The following is a 16,011-nucleotide window of genomic DNA, read 5'->3' as shown; positions in this document are numbered from 1 at the left end:
TTCTGACATATAAAGACTGTAAGAAGTAACTATATATATTAGGAAAGGAAATTATTATGATATTAGAAAAAGAAGAATTGTTGGATAAGGTTTTTAAAAGTGTAGTCATGAATATTATGTCGGTAGAAAAATCTATTTTAAGTGAAGAAGTGTGGCTAGATGTTGGAGGACACTATTATTGTGTAGATGGCGTCAGAGATATTTTACTAGAAAGAGAAGGTGAGTCACTTCAGTACTTTTTAAGCGATATGATAGTAACCATAAGATGCTATGCAGAAGTTTATGGAAGTTTTGATATAGAGCTTGATTTAGAGAGTATAGGCTTTAAAAACTTCATAAAGTTGTCCCATTTGTTTAATGAAAAATTCTTTAATAACTGGCATAGCTTTGTGTATGAGATCCAAAGAGAGTGACTAAAAAATTATAATTAAATCTAGTAAAAATAAAAGCTTGAGATTGTCTAACCTCAAGCTTTTATTTTTTAATTCACAGCTAAATCATCCACTATTAAATCCTCATAGTCAACTGTAATTTCATCATAATTTTTCCTTGCAGAGACTAGTATTGCCGATACGAAAACAAAGTCATTTATTTCGAGCGAAACATCATTTACACGCATGTTTTTAGAGTATTGAAGTGTAATTACTTGCTCTCTATAGTCTCGCACTTGAATCGTAATCCAATTATTGAACTCTTTGATGCTTAAGATAGAACCGCTAAGAAAAACTCGTGAAAATGGGTTTTTAAAAGAAAAACCTATATTTTCTATTTCAAAGGCTTCTGATAACAAAGTGTTCTCTAAGACTATTTTTTCACCAAGAAAATACTGTTCTTTTCTACCTTCATATAAATAGGGAATGACAGGGCTTTTCACAAAACCTGTAATATAAACAGTTTGATTCATTTTAAAATCATGAATATCTATAGATTCAAAGTATACTTTCATATAATTTGGCTCTCTTTTCCCATTAATAAAGATTGTTAAGTATGGATTTCTTTCCTTAAAACCTCCTTTTCCTACAATCCTTCCGCGGCAATAAAACTCGTTTAATAGTGGAATTTTCCTATCTTTTTTCATTTTTTACTCCTTTCTTCAATTAACTATTGAATATATGCATTAAAAGATTTTCAATAAAAAAGTCTGTGTGGAGAAAAACACGAATCAATACTTTTTTCTGACATATACAAGGTGAAATCAAAATTAGGAGGCAATTTACCTTGTATAATAAAAATAGCGTAAAAGATTGTTCTTATGAATTAGATGGGTTGGCACGTCTCTTACAAGAATTAATAGAAAAGTATGCAGATCAGTTAGATTTTGAAAAATTGGAAGTACCGCCAAGATGTTCAGAAAAAAATAAAAATGAGGATAATATTAATTCATCGGATTAGGTTATTGTATTGACTTTTATATTATGATTTATGTAAAATATAGGTATAACTATAACGTGAAAATATGTCCAAACTAAAGGTGGAAAAATGAAAAATAAAAAGGCGTATGTATATACAAGAGTGTCAACATCTATGCAAATTGACGGTTACTCACTTGATGCTCAGGAAGAAAGAATAAAACAGTATGCAAAAGCTTATGGTATAGAAATAATAGAAACCTATAAAGATGCTGGAAAATCAGGAACATCTATTTCAGGTAGAAATGAATTCATAGCTATGCTTAATGATATAGAAGCTGAAAAAGATAAAGTTGATTATGTAATGGTTTTTAAATTATCTAGATTTGGAAGAAATGCAGCGGATGTATTGCAGTCATTGCAAGTCATGGAAAATCATAATGTAAATCTGATTTGTGTTGATGATAGTTTAGATAGTTCTAAAGATTCTGGAAAGCTTGTTATAACAATTCTATCGGCAGTAGCAGAAATGGAACGTGAAAATATACTTTCTCAAACTATGGAAGGAAGGAAACAAAAGGCAAGAGAAGGAAAATGGAATGGTGGTTTTGCTCCAATTGGCTATTCATTAGATAATGGAGAATTAGTTGTTAATGAAGATGAAGCTAAAGCAGTAAGGATGATTTTTGATTTATATGCTAATTCAGATATGGGAGCCAATGGAGTATCTAAGTATTTAGTTTCTTTAGGTATTAATAAACCTATAAGACAAAATGGCAAGAATCCATATTTTTCAGCTAGTTTAATAAGACAAATATTGGATAATCCTGTATATAATGGGAAAATTGCATATGGAAGAAGAAAAACAATTAAAGATAAAACTACTGGTAAAATTAAATTAGAAAAATCTGATCATTATATTATAGCTCAAGGAAATCATGAAGCTTTAATTGATGATGAGTTGTGGAATACAGTACAGGAAAAAAGAAAATCTCAAGCTAAAAAGTATGAGAAGATAAATAGAGGAAAAGATGAGAGAGTTCATATCTTATCAAATCTAATAAAATGCCCATATTGTGGTGCTGGTTTGTATGGAAACAAAAGCCGTAAACGTAATAAAAACAAAGAAGGAGAGCATTACAAAGATTATTACTATTACGGTTGTAAACATAGACAAATGATGAATGGACATAAATGTACTTTTAATAAACAAATTAGAGCTGAATTAATTGAAAAAGAAGTTGAAACAATAATTACTCAAGTAGTTAGTAATCCTACTTTTGCCAAAAAAATTGAAGAAAAAATCAATATTCAAATAGACACAAAAGAAATTGATGAAGTTATTAATAAGCACTTAGCGAAGATTAGGCAATTAACAGGTACAAAAGCATCACTAATTAATCAAATAGATTCTTTAAATTTTGAAGATAAACATTATGATAGAAAATACACCGATTTAAATCTTAGACTTGATGCTATATATGACCAGTTAGAATATGCAGAAATGCAGTTAAATGATAGCAGAAAAAGGAAAGAGGCAATTCTTGAAGAAAAAATAACCTCGGATAATATTTATAAGATTCTTGTAAATTTTAATAGCCTTTATACAGTTCTTTCAGATATCGACAAGAAGAGATTACTTAACGAAATGATAGAAGAAATTCAAATTTATGACGAAAAAACAGAAAAGGACACTTGGATAAAATCGGTTGTTTTCAAGCTTCCGCTTATAGATAATGAGATTGACTTTGGTTTGGACAATAAAGATAATGTCGAGTGCATAGCGTTGATACAAAGAGTGAAATTGTAAAAATCCTGCATTTTAAGCAGTTTTACAAGCATTTTGTCTTCGATAAAGATGAAGAAGGATACGTCAAAAAGACTCAAAAAAACTACATGGATGTGAGAGTAGTTTTGAGACTAGTATGAGGAGACACAAAGAAAAATATAATAAGATAAAACCCATTTTATACTTTCTACAAGAGTAGCTTAAATAAGGCTGCTCTTTTTTTGCTTTTTACCAAATTTATATATACCTATACAAATATCTATAAACTCATATAAGATAAAGATGTATAAATATAAAAATTAGTTTAATCACAATAATCGCATTTTAAATTATGATCCTTGCAAGCTAAATTACGAACCTCACTAGGAAGTTTTCCCTTATATCTTTTGTAATAAATGGAAAATTTGCTATGGGATGTGTATCCAACAGACTCTGCTATTTCCTTTATAGGTAGTTCGGTATTTAAGAGAAGAGTTTCAGCTACATTCATTCTTTTTCTTTGGGTGTATTCTGTAATGCTTTGACCATATTTTTCTTTGAATAAATTTTTTAATTTAGTTCCACTCATTTTAGATATTTTTTCAAGGGTTTCTTGATTTACATTCATGGCGAAATGATCATCTAAGAATCTTGCTACATCTTCAAGTGCTTTATCATCATCTGTTTCAATTTTATATTTTTTTCTATTTAAGTATGTGTCTATCACTATACTTATCCACTCATTTGCCTTAGCTTTAAAGAAAAAATCAGCAGCAGGAGCGTCCATTTTGCAATTTAAAATTTCCATTGCTACTTTTTCTAAGGATTTAGTAAGAATAATTTGATTAGTTTCAATTAAAGAAGAATAAAATGAATCTAGATTAATGTTAATAGATGATAGGTGTTTTTCTAAAAGTTCTCTTTTAAATCCAATAGAAACACAAAGATAATATGAATTCTCATGTAATAAAAATAGAAAATCATCTTTTATATTGTCAAAATCAAGAGTATATAATGAGTTTGCAGTTAATGTTTGATAAGGATTAAATTTTTCTCCGTTTGCACTGACAACATAACTTGAATATATTGAAATATAGTCTGAGATATTATAAGTACTTTCTTTAATTAATTCTTCTTTTATGTAAAAATCATGGATATCAATAATAAATCCATCTCCCTCATAAAACCAGTAAAGTCCCTCTGCTTCTTTTAGATTATTTTTACTCCAACAAAATGTATGACCTGCACTTGAATATTTTTTATTGTTTTTACATTCATCTACTTTCATATAATCTTTTACAAAATCATAATATGTCATAATACACCTATCCCTTTTAGACAATATCCCAATTAGCCTTATTAATTCAAAACTATTGTATTAGTCATTATAACAGATGTATAATAGAAAAGCAATGATAATAATTATCAATAAAGCAAATTTATATCTAAAAGGGATATCAAAGAAAGGAGATATGATTATGAAAATTTACAAAAAACTATTTGCTTATGTACAGGATAAAAAATATCTTGGGGTTTTAGCTATAGTTTTTTCTGCTATATCTGCTGCACTTACGGTATATGGATATTATTTAATCTACAAATTTCTAGATAAGTTAATAATTAATTCAAATTTATCTGGTGCAGAGAGTTTAGCATTAAAATCTGTTATTACACTAACAATTGGAGCGGTATTTTATTTTATTTCAGGAATGTTTTCACACATCTTGGGATTTAGGCTTGAAACAAATTTAAGAAAAAGAGGGATCGATGGTTTAGAGAATGCTAGTTTTAGGTTTTTTGACTTGAATCCATCTGGTCAAATAAGAAAGATCATAGATGATAATGCAGCACAAACTCATCAGGTTGTAGCTCACATGATTCCAGATAGCTCTCAGGCAATAGTTACACCCATACTTGTCCTTGTACTAGGCTTTATAGTAAGTATAAGAGTTGGCATAACCTTGCTTGCTCTTACAATAATTGGAGGCTTAATTTTAGGGGCAATGATGGGTGAACAAGAATTTATGAAGATATACCAAGAAGCCCTATCTAAACTAAGTGCTGAGACTGTTGAATACGTTAGAGGGATGCAAGTTGTAAAAATATTTAAAGCAAATGTTGAGTCCTTTAAAAGCTTTTACAAGGCGATAAAAGATTACTCAAAATATGCTTATGATTATTCCCTATCTTGTAAAAAACCTTATGTTTTGTATCAATGGTTATTTTTTGGATTGATTGCAATTTTAATCATACCAATAGTTTATTTTTTGACTAGCTTAGGCAGCGCCAAGGTGATTTTACTTGAGCTTATCATGATTTTATTTTTATCAGGAGTTCTCTTTGTTTCATTTATGAGAATGATGTGGTACTCCATGTACATTTCTCAAGGAAATTATGCAGTAGATACTTTAGAGGCCCTTTACGAAGATATGCAAAAAGACAAATTAGTGCATGGAAATGTCAATAATTTTAAAAACTATAATATAGACTTTGACAATGTAAGCTTTGCTTATAATGATAAAGCTGTCATTGAAAATTTATCCTTTAATTTAGAAGAAGGAAAGTCCTACGCACTTGTCGGTTCATCTGGATCAGGCAAATCAACAGTAGCAAAACTTATATCAGGTTTTTACAATGTTAATGAAGGAAGCATAAAGATAGGCGGGATAGCAATAAGTGAATATTCTGACGAAGCCTTAATTAAAGCCATTTCCTTTGTTTTTCAAGATTCAAAATTATTCAAGAAAAGCATTTATGATAATGTAGCTTTAGCTAATAAAGATGCGACGAAAGATGACGTTATGAGAGCCTTAAAATTAGCAGGATGCGATTTAATATTAGACAAATTCCCAGAAAGAGAAAATACAATCATAGGCTCAAAAGGAGTTTATTTATCTGGTGGAGAAAAACAAAGAATTACAATTGCCAGAGCAATTTTAAAGGATTCCAAAATTATTATTATGGACGAAGCATCAGCATCTATTGACCCAGATAACGAGTTTGAATTGCAAAAAGCTTTCAAAAACCTTATGAAAGATAAAACGGTTATCATGATTGCCCACAGGCTATCTACAATTAAAGACCTTGATGAAATACTTGTGATGGATGGAGGAAAAATTATAGAAAGAGGTTCCGACAAAGAATTAATGTCAAAAGATACAAGTTATAAGAGACTGCAAGAGATGTTTAACAGTGCGAATGAATGGAGGGTTTCAAATGAAGGAGTTTTATAAAAAAAGATTTGCTCTTACAGATAAAGGAGCGAGAAATTTATCTAAAGCAACACTGGCCTCATTTTTCGTTTACTGTATAAATATGCTCCCTGCCATATTACTAATGATTTTTGCTCAAGAAGTTTTGGAAAATATTGACAAAAGTAATGGATTTTATATAGCATTTTCAGTTTTGACCTTGATAGCAATGTATATTTTGCTTTCTATCGAATACGATAAATTATACAGCACAACCTATCAAGAAAGTGCAGATTTAAGAATAAGGACAGCGGAAAATTTATCAAAACTACCTCTATCATACTTTTCTAAACATGATATTTCAGACCTAGCGCAAACAATCATGGCTGATATTGAAGGAATAGAGCATGCAATGAGCCATTCGATACCAAAAGTAGGCGGCATGGCACTTTTCTTCCCACTAATATCTGTCATGATGCTAGTTGGCAATGTCAAGATGGGTTTAGCTGTAATTATTCCAACGGTTCTAAGCTTTATATTTATACCACTATCTAAAAAACATTCAGTTAAGGGAGAGAGAGAATATTATAGGGTCTTAAGAGAAAACTCAGAAAGCTTTCAAGAAAACATCGAGATGCAAATGGAGATTAAAGCCTATGGCTTATCAGAGGAAATGAAAGAAATCCTATATGAAAAAATGGATAAAGGTGAAAAAGTGCACTTAAAAGCAGAAATTGCAAACATCTTAATTATGTCCATATCTTCAATATTTAGCTTTATTTCCCTTGCTGTCGTAATATTTGTCGGCGTAAATCTAATTATTAATAAAGAGATAAGTGCTCTCTACCTTGTAGGATATTTACTAGCAGCTATGAAGATTAAAGACTCTCTAGACGCATCTAAAAAGGGATTGATGGAGATATTTTATTTAACACCAAAGATTGAAAGATTAAAGGAAATTCAAAATCAAGAATTACAAGAAGGCGATGACTATAATCTACAAAAATTTGATATTGATTTAAAAGATGTTGAATTTGCATACAATAAAGATGCAAAAGTTCTAAATGGCATAAGCTTTAAAGCTAAGCAGGGAGAGGTAACTGCTTTGGTAGGAGCAAGCGGATGTGGCAAAACAACTATCTTGAAACTTATATCAAGACTTTATGATTATGACAATGGACAAATCCTAATCGATGACAAAGATATAAAAGAAATATCAACAGAATCCCTTTTTGACAAGGTCTCAATAGTTTTCCAAGATGTGGTTCTCTTTAATCAAAGCGTTATGGAAAATATTAGAATCGGAAAGCAAGATGCAAGCGACGAAGAAGTTAAAAGAGCAGCAAAACTTGCAAACTGCACAGATTTTATAGAAAAAATGGATAAGGGTTTCGATACAGTTATTGGTGAGAACGGAGCTGAGCTATCAGGGGGAGAAAGACAGAGATTATCAATAGCTAGAGCCTTCTTAAAAGATGCACCGATATTGATCTTAGATGAGATAGCAGCCAACCTTGATGTTGACAACGAGAAAAAAATTCAAGAGTCTTTAAATAATCTAATTAAAGATAAAACTGTTGTCATCATTTCACACAGAATGAAATCCATAGAAAATGCAGATAAGATAGTAGTTCTTGAAAACGGAAGAGTAGAAAGTGAAGGCAAATATGAAGAGCTTTTACAAAAATCAAAAGTTTACAAGAATTTAATAGAAAAAACAAAAATGGCAGAAGAATTTATTTATTAGGAGGACAGAAGCAAAGACTTGCAATAGCATCTGTTATGTTTAAGGACTCTCCGTTTGTCTATTTCGACGAAACTACATGTGGTTTGGATTATTCCAATATGATAAAAATATCGGCAGTCTTCGGACTGCCTTTAGCTTTTTGCTTAGTTTAACGCAGCAAATCATACAATTGAAAGAAATCAGCGTTATATGCTATAATTAAATTGATAATTAATATCATCCGAGTGTAAGGAGGCGTTTAATTATGACTTTATACAAGAGTATATTAATAGGTCTTTTGGGTTCATTCTTGATGTTTTTGGGAGACATGACCCTATATTATGATCCTAATGATTACGACGGCAAGGATACTATAAATAATATTATTGGCATAATGAAAAATGTCAGCATAAAAAGATTGTACCTTGGTGGTCTTTTAGGGCCATTATGTGCCTTTATATATTCCTTTGGCTTTTACCATATTGTTTTTGCCACAAAGGAAAATTATTTAACTATCGGATGGTTTGTATTTTTAATAAATATTTTTGGCATGATATTAGGGGGCACTTATCACATTCAATGCGCCTACCTAGGTCTTTTATCAAGGCACGAAAACAAAGGAGCTTTTGATGAATTTTTAAAATTTTTAAAACTCCAAGCAAAAATAGTTTTTTCTATTATGGCTTTAGCAAACATAGCATTAGCATTGGTAATTTTATTTGGATTCACAGTATTTCCAAGATGGCAAGCCTTATTTACACCTATATTTCTTTTGCTTTTTACTCCTCTTACTGGGAGATTACCAAATGGACTGCACATGATTATTCGCGGAGGTTGGTTTAACTTAATATATTTTATCTACTACTTATCTTTATTGATAAACTATACTAATATGAATTTATAAGATTATAAAGTAAGAAATTAGAATTATTATTTTAGTTGACAAAGGGGAATTTTATAAAATTTATTATTTACAGGAGAATTTTTTATGAAACATTTAAATTTTATTGATAAAAAAACGAAACCTGATTATAGAAACTAGGTTCCTAAAAGATTGTTGGAGGCTAAGATTGGTGAAAGTCTAGTATGTCTTATTTTATTCATCTTATTTGGTGCAAGTGACCTCATTCTTCAAGGAAGGCAAAGGATCATCTGGGGACTTATCCTAGGGATAGGATCACTTACACTCCTATTAATTACTGCTTGGGTTATCATTTTATATAGGGCCTTTGATTACAAGGGTAAAAGGAAGCTTGCAAAAGTCATAATAGAGGGGACTTGCGACTATGTAAAAATCCCTGATGGTGGCGTGGGATTGGATGTGGGATGTGGTAGCGGTGCACTTACCATAGCTTGTGGAAAAAGAAATCCAAAGGCGACCATGGTCGGTTGTGACATATGGAGTGGGTCATAAAAGATTGAATTTTCTAAAGAACTCTGTGAAAATAATTCAAAATTAGAGGGAATAGAAAATGTGAGATTTGAAGAAGGAAATGCAGCGAATCTTCCTTTTGAAGATGAAAGTTTTGATGCAGTAACAAGCAACTATGTATATCACAATATTGTAGGGAAAAATAAACAAAAACTTTTACTGGAAACATTACGTGTGCTTTAAAAGGGTGGAGTTTTTGTTATTCATGATTTGATGAGTAGGTCAAGATATGGAGATATGAATAAATTCATTGAAAAGCTGAAAAAAGAGGGCTACCAAGATGTGCAATTAATTGATACAACAAAGGGTCTTTTTATGAGTCACAAAGAATCTTTATTCCTTGGACTTTTTGGCTCAGCTCTTCTTATTGGGAGAAAATAAAATTGTATATAAATTACTAAAAGAAAATTTGGAAAATTGATGGGGTATGTAAGATGAAATACAAAGGTTTTTATTTCTTATTATTTAAAGGTCCAATGAAGAAAGTTCTTATAGAAAAGTATGATAAAGCATATGCTTCAGAAATTATTAGAAAGAGCAAAAAAATTTATCGAAAAATAGTAGAAGAAGCAGATGATATCGGCAATGATAATCCCATGGCATACAATGAGATGTTCGCTCTTGTATTTGTTGCTCCATATATAGCAAGTGAGAAAAAGATTCCACCAGAAACCATTCAAGATATGATGCGTCGATCTCTTTATTTTGTCAAATGGTATTTTTCCTTGATTGATCTCAATACTAAAAGGGGAAAAGAGGCCAATAAGAAAAATATTCTTAAGTATTACAAGTGGTATACAAAGGAAAAAGAAAAGCTCTATCCCACATCCTTTAAAGTTGATTTTGAGGGCAAACCCTACAAGGGTGCTTGTTATTATAGAATTACTCGTTGTCCCATTTGTGCTTATACAAAGAAGCTGGGGGTAGATGAATTAATGCCCCTGTTTTGTGAACTTGATGAGCTTATGATAAGTTTTCAACATGGAGTACTTCACAGAAAAGGTACCATAGCAAATGGAGCAGATTATTGTGATTATTTCATTACAGGCGATAGAGAATGAAGTTGAGTTACAAGAATAAGTATTGGTAAAAACTTGTAAAATTGTGATTAATTGAGTATCAATCGGAGGTGTAAAATGAGTTTAACTTATAAAATTGCATCGACAATAGTAAGATTACTTGGTGTCAAAAAAATGTTTTTAAAGAACAAAGAAGAGATGCTTGAATATGCAAAGAAAGAGAATGCAAAGGCGGTATTTGATTTAGATAAGGCAAAGAAGATAGCTGAGAGAAAAAATTATTTTCTATTTGACAAAGAGGTCATGGGTTATAGGCTCCTTTCATATCAAAAAAATAAAAAACCAGCAGAAGGAGTAGTCTTTTATCTTTTCGGGGGAGGAATGATTACAGGACCTGATAAATTAGATTTTTCTTTGGCAGAAAGAATAATGGAAAAAACTGGTAAAGACCTATGGTTTTTATTTTATCCTCTTTGTTCAGAAGATATAAAGCTTGATAAAACCTATGAAGTTTGTTTTGAAACCTATAGGCTAATGACCGAAACTTATAAGGCAGAAAATATAAGTGTACTAGGATTTTCATCAGGCGCATCTTTAGCCCTTGGAATTTTTTTACATAATAATGCACTAGGCAGACCTTTACCAATGGCTGGGAAAATAATTTCAGTATCTCCTGGTGGACTTCCAGATGTAAGTCCTGAGGGAAATAAAGAAGTATGGGAAAAATTAAATGCCCTTAACAATAAAGACATAATGATTGAACCTAGATATTTTAAAACTGCAAGGGAAATCGTAAAGGGAGATGAAGACTTAGCTGAATATATGTTAGACGGAACAAAGGGAGATTTTTCAGACTTTCCAAAAACTTACTTTTATTATGGAGGAAATGAATGCCTTTATGCTTTTGCAGAATACTTTAAAAAGGTAATGGAAAAATACAAGGCTCCATATAAAATCATTGTGGGTAAAGGAATGTGCCACTGTTATCCACTTTTAAGATTTTTTAGAGAGGGTAGACAGGCCCAGGATGAAATTATTGAATTATTAAAGTCTTAATATTACAAATATATAAGAAAAGTTTAGAAGAGGAGAAAAATGAACTTTATAACATTTGGAAATAAAAATAATAAGTCAATATTATTTATTCATGGACTTGCTTCTACGGCAGACTTATGTTTTAGACCTCTTTTAGCTTATTTACAAAATTACTATGTGATCTTTTGTCAGTTAGATGGACATTGTAGCTATAAGCCTAATGATTTAGTTTCTATGAAACAGACTATTGATAATATAGAAGAATATATATTAAATGAAATGAGCGGAAGCGTCTATGGACTATGCGGTTTTTCTATGGGAGCAACCATCGCAGTTGAACTAATTGGAAGAGGAAATATTTCTGCTTCGAGAGTCCTATTAGATGCGGCGATTACTGCGGAGTTGGGTCTTATGGCAACACCTTTTACATACGCTTTTATCATTGGTACAAGTAGAATCAAAAATAAAAAGCCTCTACCTAAATTTTTATTAGATAAGCTTATGGGCAAAGATAATCTAAGCGTAATAGAAATGGTGTATCCGCAAATTTCAAAAAAAACTATTAAAAATGCCTGTAAGTTTATCTATCATTACAAGCCTCCAAAAAATTTAACCAAGTTTTCAAATCCAGTAATGTTTTGGAGGGGGAGTGAAGAACCTATCCCTGAAAAAAGTGAAAAAATATTAAGAAAGTATCTTTCGCAAATGAAAACAGAAGTATTTGAAGGAATGGGCCACGGACAATTTCTCCACGAACATCCGAAAGAATATGCGGAGAAACTAAAAATATTTTTGGAAAATAAATAAGGAGAATATTATGGATATAACACGAGCAATATTAGATGGAATTGCAATGGCTGCTATCTTTAACGGTGCAGTGGCAGCTTTCGTACTGATTAACCCGAGATTTTTCTTCGGTTCCTATCCAAAAGAAATACAAAATTCGGCTCCAGAAAAGATGACAAAAGAAGAGAAAAGAATAAATTTAATACTCACAGTTATAATTTCAGGAATCGTATTTATATATGGAGTGACTTCTCTTTTACATACAGGAATAAAAGGGCTTATAGAACTTTTCTGGATGAGCTATATTCAGTGGATAATATTAAACTTTGGAGATTTCCTTATATTGGATGTACTTTTGTTCCAAGGAAAGTACAAGGACAAGATAGTCATACCAGGCACAGAAGGACATGAGGACTACGAATTTGGAAATTGGATGAAACATTTGGCCATTAAGGAACATTTTATCTGGATACCATTTTTACTAATTCCAATCGTATCCACAGTAGAAGCGTGGATAGTGCTGCTACTTGGATTATAAAATAAAATTTGAAAGAAAGGAATAAAAGAAGTGGTAATAGAAAAAGCTTTTGTTGAAATCTATAGGCAATTATGTAATGCAGATTCAACAGTAATAGATGACTTTTTAAAAATTGTAGAAGAAGAAATAAATGATAATACTTTAGTCAAAGATTTGAAAAAGATAGAAAGTCAATTAAATAGAATCATTAGTCAAGAAAGAAAGTTAGTTGATCTTCATTTAGAAGACAGTATAGACGAAGAAGTTTATGCTAAAAAATATAAAAAACTGATAAAACAAAAAGAAGAATTACTTGATGAAAAGAAAACACTAGAGCTAACTATCAAAGATGAAAATACTATTAAAGAAAGACTAAAGCAATTTAAAAAGGTCTTAGAAAACAAAGAAATTATAGAGGAATTTAACAGAACAGTATTTGAAAGCATAGTTGATAAAGTCGTGGTGGGCAGAATTGACAAAGACGGAACAGTTCATCCATATGACCTGAAATTCTATTTCAAAACAGGAGTTAAAGATAGTCAAGATTCAAATAATTTTAAAGATAAAAGAAAAAATGCCAAAGACAATGATATTAATAAATTGTGCTCCTACAAGAATGACGAGGATAAAAAATTATGTTCCCAAGCAAAAGACAACGCACTGCGAAGTAATTTCTTTGTTGTCAAGAAAATAAAGTAACGGGATATAAAAGTGTCGAAATCAATGGCTTTTGGGATTTTACAAGAAATCTTAGAAGCCGTTTTTTTATTTTATTCTGGTAAAATGATATAATACAAGATGTTTGAAGGATCATATGCACAATTTAAATAATTTATTATAGATGTTTTAAAAATGAATTTTTATTTGAGAAAGTAAAATAAATGGTTAAGATTTATTTTATAAAATCTAAGTGGCTAAGAAGTTATTATTGACTTTAAAAGCCAGAGGGAAAAAGATACATACTTGGCGATGAAATAGCTGACAGTAGGAGAAAAGAAACAACGGAGGTATTATATGGATGCACGCAAATGCAATATCTATGAGATATTAAATGGAAATAAGCAGTTTTTGATACCAGTTTATCAGAGATTTTATAGCTGGGATATTGGTCAGTGCAAACGACTTTGGAATGATATTGTAGAAATGCAGAAACAAGGAAAGCATGGTCATTTTGTTGGGTCTATTGTTAATATTGCTGAGCAGGCAATGCCAACAGGTGTTCAAAAATATATGATTATTGATGGTCAACAGCGAATGACTACCTTAACGCTGCTTCTCTTGGCTCTACGCGATTATGGAATAAAGAATCCGGATGACAAAACAATAAATGCTCGTCGTATAGATAATATGCTTTTAAAAAATGAGTATGAAGATGGTGATGAACGATATAAGCTGCTCTTAACTGAAACAGATCGAGATATTCTCATAAGTCTTGTTGAAGAAAAACCAATTAGGGAAGGCACTAGGTCGAGATTGATTGAAAATTATAATTTTTTTGCCAATAAGCTTGCCGATAAAGAAATTCAGCCTTCTGAAGTATATGAGTCAATTGGAAAATTACAAATTGTTAATATCACATTAGATCGAGCTGTGGATGATGCACAGGCGATTTTTGAAAGTTTGAATTCTACTGGTAAGGAACTTTCTGAATCTGATTTGATTCGTAACTACGTATTAATGGGGCTAGAACCTTCAGAGCAAATTTATGTGTATGAACATCTTTGGAGACCTATGGAACAACTTTTTGTCTATGAAACACAAGGAACAGTAATGGATGCTTTCTTCCGACATTACTTGACTATGAAAATTTCTCGTATTCCAAAGCTAGGACGTGTATATGAAGAATTTAAGCTTTATCATTTGAATTGTGAATTTGGAACTATAAGAGAGCTATGTCAAGATATATTGAATTATGCAAAACATTATACAAATATTGTATTCATACGAAATTCTGACACGGATTTAAAGAAGTTATATGAGGATATTATTGATTTAAGAATGGAAGTATCTTACCCATTCTTATTGAAAATTCATCATGATTCAGAGGAAGGGCTAATTACGTCAGATGAGCTGAAGGAAATTCTGAAGCTTTGTATTAGTTATGTACTAAGACGTGCAATTTGTGAGATTCCTACAAACTCACTGAACAAGACCTTTGCAACTATGAAGAACTATATTAGACCAAATGATTACGTGAATTCTGTTAAGGCGTTCTTCTTGATGCTAGATACTTATAAAGAATTTCCAGATAACGATAAGTTTGAAGTTGCATTTGTGAGTCGCGATATTTATAATATGCGTGCTAGAAATTATATTCTAAGTCGTTTGGAAAACTTTGATAATAAAGCTCCAATTATAATAGAGAATTTTACCATCGAGCATATTATGCCTCAGAACAAAAATCTTTCTTTAGAATGGCAAGCTGATCTTGGTACTGAGTGGCATGAGGTTCAGAAAAAGTATTTACATACAATTGGCAATCTTACTTTGACTGCATATAATTCTGAGATGAGTGACAGGCATTTTTTGGAAAAGATGGATATGTCTGGTGGATTCAAAGAAAGTGCACTTAGACTTAATAAATATGTGGTTTTACAAAATACGTGGAATGAAGAACATATAATAGAGAGAGCAAAGGAATTAGCTAAAAAAGCAGAATCTATTTGGCCATATCCAACATTAACAGTTGAAGAACTTGCACAATATCAAATAGAAGAAAAAACAAGTCAGAAGTATTCCTTGGAAACATATGATATGAATGATTTGACAAAAAAGCTATTTGAATCCTTGGATAAGCGAATTATGAATTTATCTCCAGCGGTAAAAAAAGAATATAAAAAGTTGTATGTTGCCTATAAGTTGGATACTAATTTTGCAGACATTGTTTTCCAGAAGCAAAGATTGCGTATTTCAATTAATATGAAGTTTTCAGATATTATTGATCCTAATGGTATTTGTAAAGATATTACTGGCATTGGGCGCTGGGGAAATGGGGATGTAGAACTGTTTATGGAGCATCAGGATGAATTAGATCAAGTTATGGAAATTGTGAAACAATCCTTTGATGTACAGGCAGAATAATGATTTGGGGACCTTAAAGTATATTTATGTCTGAAAAACAAATAAACGAAGTCGCCTACAAATAAGAAAAGATAAAGAAGCTACTAAGAGAAGACAACATCGACGAA

General features: G+C 31.1%; 14 protein-coding genes and 2 pseudogenes. 14 read left to right on the top strand and 2 right to left on the bottom strand.

All coding sequences use genetic code 11. The annotated features are described in order from the left end of the window. The first annotated feature begins 56 nt into the window (after positions 1–56). Positions 57–413 carry a hypothetical protein gene (locus L6653_RS03890; protein WP_000599722.1) on the top strand — a complete coding sequence of 119 codons (357 nt, stop codon included), beginning with the start codon at positions 57–59 and terminating at the stop codon, positions 411–413. 68 nt (positions 414–481) lie between these two features. Here L6653_RS03890 and L6653_RS03885 read toward each other — a convergent pair whose 3' ends face one another. Further along, on the bottom strand, positions 482–1,078 hold the full coding sequence (locus tag L6653_RS03885; RefSeq protein WP_000711069.1) for a hypothetical protein: 597 nt from the start codon (positions 1,076–1,078) through the stop codon (positions 482–484). Between the two features lie 140 nt (positions 1,079–1,218). Between L6653_RS03885 and L6653_RS03880 the strand changes: the two genes are divergently transcribed. Beyond that, positions 1,219–1,392 (top strand): hypothetical protein, encoded by a 174-nt coding sequence (locus tag L6653_RS03880; RefSeq protein WP_000282420.1) that lies wholly within the window; start codon positions 1,219–1,221, stop codon positions 1,390–1,392. A gap of 87 nt (positions 1,393–1,479) precedes the next feature. Then, entirely contained in the window at positions 1,480–3,159 is a 1,680-nt protein-coding gene (locus L6653_RS03875; RefSeq protein WP_256444841.1) for a recombinase family protein, read from the top strand. 283 nt (positions 3,160–3,442) lie between these two features. On the opposite strand, the gene L6653_RS03870 is transcribed toward L6653_RS03875, so the two are convergent. Continuing rightward, on the bottom strand, positions 3,443–4,435 hold the full coding sequence (locus L6653_RS03870) for a helix-turn-helix domain-containing protein (protein ID WP_236785602.1): 993 nt from the start codon (positions 4,433–4,435) through the stop codon (positions 3,443–3,445). A gap of 160 nt (positions 4,436–4,595) precedes the next feature. Here L6653_RS03870 and L6653_RS03865 point away from each other — a divergent pair, with 160 nt between their 5' ends. The 11 genes and pseudogenes from L6653_RS03865 to L6653_RS03820 all read left to right on the top strand — a co-directional run bounded on the left by L6653_RS03865 (position 4,596) and on the right by L6653_RS03820 (position 15,904). Then, a complete protein-coding gene (locus L6653_RS03865; protein WP_236785601.1) occupies positions 4,596–6,350 on the top strand; it encodes an ABC transporter ATP-binding protein in 1,755 nt (584 codons plus the stop codon). Next, positions 6,334–8,055, top strand: a complete 1,722-nt coding sequence (locus L6653_RS03860) for an ABC transporter ATP-binding protein (protein WP_236785600.1) — start codon at positions 6,334–6,336, stop codon at positions 8,053–8,055. Before L6653_RS03865 ends, L6653_RS03860 begins: the two co-directional genes overlap by 17 nt. Beyond that, positions 8,049–8,168, top strand: a pseudogene (locus tag L6653_RS08790) (ABC transporter ATP-binding protein); the annotation flags it as partial. The gene L6653_RS03860 and the pseudogene L6653_RS08790, both read left to right, overlap by 7 nt. 131 nt (positions 8,169–8,299) lie before the next feature. Continuing rightward, on the top strand, positions 8,300–8,938 hold the full coding sequence (locus tag L6653_RS03855; protein WP_236785599.1) for a DUF6796 family protein: 639 nt from the start codon (positions 8,300–8,302) through the stop codon (positions 8,936–8,938). 150 nt (positions 8,939–9,088) lie between these two features. Further along, positions 9,089–9,847: pseudogene (locus L6653_RS03850) on the top strand (class I SAM-dependent methyltransferase). Positions 9,848–9,900: 53 nt separating this feature from the next. Then, positions 9,901–10,527: an L-2-amino-thiazoline-4-carboxylic acid hydrolase gene (locus tag L6653_RS03845; protein ID WP_236785598.1), complete on the top strand. Its 627-nt coding sequence runs from the start codon at positions 9,901–9,903 to the stop codon at positions 10,525–10,527. A 75-nt stretch (positions 10,528–10,602) separates the two neighbouring features. Beyond that, a complete protein-coding gene (locus L6653_RS03840; protein ID WP_236785597.1) occupies positions 10,603–11,541 on the top strand; it encodes an alpha/beta hydrolase in 939 nt (312 codons plus the stop codon). Positions 11,542–11,580: 39 nt separating this feature from the next. Next, positions 11,581–12,327, top strand: coding sequence for an alpha/beta fold hydrolase (locus L6653_RS03835; protein ID WP_236785596.1), 747 nt, complete (start codon positions 11,581–11,583; stop codon positions 12,325–12,327). A gap of 10 nt (positions 12,328–12,337) precedes the next feature. Further along, positions 12,338–12,844: a hypothetical protein gene (locus L6653_RS03830; RefSeq protein WP_236785595.1), complete on the top strand. Its 507-nt coding sequence runs from the start codon at positions 12,338–12,340 to the stop codon at positions 12,842–12,844. A 30-nt stretch (positions 12,845–12,874) separates the two neighbouring features. After that, positions 12,875–13,522: a hypothetical protein gene (locus L6653_RS03825; RefSeq protein WP_236785594.1), complete on the top strand. Its 648-nt coding sequence runs from the start codon at positions 12,875–12,877 to the stop codon at positions 13,520–13,522. 315 nt (positions 13,523–13,837) lie between these two features. Then, positions 13,838–15,904 carry a DUF262 and DUF1524 domain-containing protein gene (locus L6653_RS03820; RefSeq protein WP_236785593.1) on the top strand — a complete coding sequence of 689 codons (2,067 nt, stop codon included), beginning with the start codon at positions 13,838–13,840 and terminating at the stop codon, positions 15,902–15,904. Positions 15,905–16,011: the final 107 nt, after the last annotated feature.

Origin of the sequence: Anaerococcus ihuae, from assembly GCF_928368155.1 — a bacterium.
GTDB classification, from domain to species: Bacteria; Bacillota; Clostridia; order Tissierellales; family Peptoniphilaceae; genus Anaerococcus; species Anaerococcus ihuae.
This window is presented reverse-complemented; position numbering and strand designations above follow the sequence as displayed.